Raw genomic sequence first — 3,425 nt, 5'->3', positions numbered from 1 at the left:
CAGCGCCTCGGCGCGGCGGCCGACCAGCGTCACCGACCAGCCCGCGCCGGCCAGCGCCAGTGCCGCCGCCCGGCCGATACCGGAACCCGCCCCGGTGACCACGGCGCTGCCAACGCGGTTTGCCGCGTCTCCCGACGTAGCGTTGTCCTCGCTCATCATGGGCGGCAGCCTACGTGAGCCCCTGTCAGCGACCGAAGGTCATGCGACCGCCATATGGATGAGGCGTACGTGACAACTTGGGGCCGTCACCACCCGCTGCACTCGCCGGTATGACGTACACCGGGAGCGCAGACACCGAACTCCGCGCCGCAGCGAAACACTTGGGACGCCGCGGATTCCTGACCGTCACCGGCGCGGCAGCCGCGCTGGCCTTCACCACCAACCTTCCCAGCCCCGCGCACGCCGCGCGTCCGCTCGGCGCCGGGGCCGTCGCGAAGGACCCCTTCACCCTCGGGGTCGCGTCCGGCGACCCGCTGCCCGACTCCGTCGTGCTGTGGACGCGCCTGGCGCCCGAGCCGCTCGCCCCCGACGGCGGGCTCCCGGCCAAGCCTGTCCAGGTCCGCTGGGAACTGGCCCACGACAAGGGGTTCCGCCGCCTAGCGGCGAGCGGTTCCGCCACCGCCCACCCGGAGTTCCACCACAGCCTGCACATCGAGCCGGGCGGGCTGCGGCCGGCCACCGACTACTGGTACCGCTTCCGCACCGGACGCTGGACCAGCCCGGTCGGACGCACCCGCACCGCGCCGGCCGCCGACGCGCTGCCCGCCTCGCTGCGCTTCGCCGTGGCCTCCTGCCAGCGCTACGACCACGGTTACTTCACCGCCTACGGGCACCTCGCCGAGGAGAACGACCTCGACGCGGTACTGCACCTCGGTGACTACCTCTACGAGTACCCCGTCGACTCCAAGGGCGGAGTGCGGAACTACACCGACCGCGTACTGCCCGACATCCTCGACCGGGAGACGGTCACCCTGACCGACTACCGGCTGCGGTACGCCCTCTACAAGAGCGACCCCGAGCTGCAGGCCGCCCACGCCGCGCACCCGTGGATCGTCACCTGGGACGACCACGAGACGGAGAACAACTACGCGGACGCCGTCCCGGAGACGTCCGCGGACGGGGGCCCGTCGGAGGAGTTCCTGATCCGCCGGGCCGCCGCGTACCGCGCCTACTGGGAGAACATGCCGCTGCGCAGCCCGCAGCGCCCCGACGGCCCGGACCTGCGGCTGTACCGCCGGCTGCACTACGGGCGGCTCGCCCAACTGGACGTGCTCGACACCCGCCAGTACCGCGACAACCAGGCCAACGGCGACGGCTGGAAGGTGCCCACCGCCGAGTCCACCGACCCGGACCGGACGATGACGGGGGCCGCCCAGGAGCGCTGGCTGCTCGACGGCTGGAGTTCCTCCCGGGCGGTGTGGAACCTGCTGCCGCAGCAGGTCGTCTTCGCCCGCCGGCGCAACCGGGTCGAGGGGCCGTGGCCGCTGTCCATGGACGCCTGGGACGGTTACCCGGCGGCCCGGGAACGGGTGCTGGCCGGCGCCGAGACGCACGGGGTGGACAACCTGGTGGTGCTCACCGGGGACACCCACGTCCACTACGGCTTCGACCTCCACCGCAAGCCCGGCGACCCCGGGTCGCCGGTCGTCGGTGTGGAACTCGTCACCACGTCCGTCTCCAGCGGCGGCGACGGAGTGGCCCGTCCCGGCAACTGGCAGACCCTCATGGACGCCAACGAGCACCTGCGGTTCTACGACGGCCGCCGGGGATACCTGCTGCTCACCCTGGACGACCGGCAGTTGCAGGTCGACTACCGCACCCTTGCGACGGTGAGCGAGCCGGGGACGGCCGTCAGCACCGCCGCGTCGTTCGTCTCCACGGCGGGGAGCCCCGGGCTGCGCCGGGTGTGACCGAACAGGCCCGCCCGGAGGGTGGGCCGGGGCCGGTCCGCCTGGGAGAATGTGTCCTCAGTCAACAATCTCCTGGAGAGGTGCATGACCGACCCCGGCTCGCCCACCCCGGCGGCCCCGACCGCATCCGTTCCCGAACCCGCCACCGCTCCCGAGGCCGTGACCCGGCGCGCCCCCGAGGCCGCCACCGCTCCCGTCCCGGTACCCGCGCCCGCCTCCGAGGCCGTGCCCGCCGGCACGCTCAGCCGCGGGCAGCAGGCCGGACTGCTGCTCACCCTGATCCTCGGCAGCCTCACCGCGCTCCCCGCGCTGTCCATGGACATGTACCTCCCGGCCCTGCCGGAGGTCTCGGGCGCGCTGAACAGCTCGGCGGCGCAGGTGCAGCTCACCCTGACGACGTGTCTGCTCGGCCTGGCGCTGGGCCAGGTCGTCGTCGGTCCGATGAGTGACCAGTTCGGCCGTCGCCGCCCGCTGCTGATCAGCATGGCCGGCTACGTGGCGGCCAGCGCCGCGTGCTCCCTCGCACCGACCATCGAGACCCTGACGGTGTTCCGCCTCGCGCAGGGGCTGGCCGGCGCGGCCGGCATCGTCATAGCCCGCGCCGTGGTCCGCGACCTCTTCGACGGTCTCGCCATGGCCCGCTTCTTCTCGACCCTGATGCTCATCTCCGGCGCGGCACCGATCCTCGCCCCGGTGCTCGGCGGCCAGGTGCTGCGCTTCACCGACTGGCGGGGCGTCTTCCTCATCCTCGCCGGCATGGGCCTGCTGCTGACGCTCGTCACCCTGCGCTGGCTGCCGGAGACACTCGCCCCGGCGGACCGGCACCGCGGCGGCATCCCGGTCGCGCTGCGCGCCATGCGCGGGCTGCTCGCCGACCGGGTCTTCACCGGCTACCTGTTCGCCGGCGCGCTGACGTTCGCCGCGCTGTTCGCCTACATCGCCGCCTCCCCGTTCGTCGTCCAGGAGATCTACGGCGCCTCGCCGCAGACGTTCAGCCTGCTGTTCATGGTCAACTCCATCGGGCTGGTCGCCGTCGGGCAGCTCAACGGCAGGGTGCTCGTCGGCCGGGTGAGCCTGGACCGGGTGCTCGGCATCGGCCTGGCGATCGTCGCGACGGCCGCCGTCGCGCTGCTGCTGCTCACCTCCGGCGTGTTCGGTCCGGTCGGGCTGCTGCCGGTCGCCGCCGGGCTCTTCGTCCTGATGTCGGCGATGGCACTGGTGCTGCCCAACGCCAACTCGCTCGGACTGATGCGGGCGCCGCACGCCGCAGGATCCGCGTCCGCGCTGCTGGGAACCTCGCAGTTCCTCATCGGCGCCATCGCCTCGCCCCTGGTGGGCATCGCGGGTGAGCACACGGCGGTGCCGATGGCCGTGGTGCAGCTCACCACGGTGACGCTGGCCGCCGTCGGCTTCCTCCTGCTGTGCCGCCCGTGGCGACCACGCGTCTGACCCCGGGCACCGCCCGGCAGGCCGGACTGGACCCCGCGGAACTGGCCGCGCTGGTCCGCGGGGTCG

The 3,425-nt window shown here is 73.1% G+C and carries 3 protein-coding genes; 2 read left to right on the top strand and 1 reads right to left on the bottom strand.

Annotation, left to right across the window (positions count from 1 at the left end; all coding sequences use genetic code 11):
• Nucleotides 1-156 (bottom strand): SDR family NAD(P)-dependent oxidoreductase (locus ACYVE9_RS19750; RefSeq protein WP_461029214.1); only part of this gene is annotated, 156 nt, incomplete at its 3' end.
• A 113-nt stretch (nt 157-269) separates the two neighbouring features.
• Here ACYVE9_RS19750 and ACYVE9_RS19745 point away from each other — a divergent pair.
• Together ACYVE9_RS19745 and ACYVE9_RS19740 are read left to right on the top strand one after the other, a co-directional pair.
• Entirely contained in the window at nt 270-1,910 is a 1,641-nt protein-coding gene (locus ACYVE9_RS19745) for an alkaline phosphatase D family protein (protein WP_461029213.1), read from the top strand.
• An 84-nt stretch (nt 1,911-1,994) separates the two neighbouring features.
• On the top strand, nt 1,995-3,359 hold the full coding sequence (locus ACYVE9_RS19740) for a multidrug effflux MFS transporter (RefSeq protein ID WP_461029212.1): 1,365 nt from the start codon (nt 1,995-1,997) through the stop codon (nt 3,357-3,359).
• Nucleotides 3,360-3,425: the final 66 nt, after the last annotated feature.

This window comes from Streptomyces sparsus, from assembly GCF_054776295.1.
The sequence above is the reverse complement of the archived record's forward strand: the minus strand, read 5'-3'. Positions and strand labels throughout refer to the sequence as shown.